At 69.7% G+C, this 495-nt stretch carries 1 protein-coding gene; it reads right to left on the minus strand.

From position 1 onward, the window contains the following. Positions 1-85 precede the first annotated feature (85 nt). A partial coding sequence (locus AACY52_RS30375) for a DUF72 domain-containing protein (protein WP_339561391.1) occupies positions 86-495 on the minus strand: 410 nt, incomplete at its 5' end.

Consider the following 495-nt stretch of genomic DNA (forward strand, 5'->3'; position numbering starts at 1 on the left):
CGCCAGCACCGGCGGTTCGGACCGCACAGGGCGCGGCTGCACCCGGCGGCGCAACGCCACAGCCGGAGTCGGCCCCCCAGCCGCGCTAGCCGTCGATCCGTTCGATCAGTGCCATCGCCCCGGCCGGCGCGCGCACCTTTGCGCCGTTGATGAAGAACACGAAGGTATCGCGGGGGACTTCGGGCGCGGGCTCGGCAAAACGCACCAGGGGATCGGGTGCCTCGCCCCGGGCCCAGCCGCGCGCCACATCGGCCCAGCGATCCAGCGCTGCAGGCGCATAGCCGGTGGGTTCTTCCTCCACTGCGGCTTCGAGCCGGGCATAGACAAAATCGCCGCTGACATCGGCAATCGCGGGATAGTCCGCCGAATCGGCATAGACAATCGCCACACCGGCGGCCCGCGCCAGCGCGACGAATTCGGGAACCTGGAAACTGGCGTGTCGAACCTGCACCGCGTGACGTAACGCGACCCCATCTTGGTGCCGCGGCAGCAGCT

Origin of the sequence: Pseudomonas sp. EA_65y_Pfl1_P113, assembly GCF_963970525.1 — a bacterium.
Classification (GTDB): Bacteria; Pseudomonadota; Gammaproteobacteria; order Pseudomonadales; family Pseudomonadaceae; genus Aquipseudomonas; species Aquipseudomonas tritici.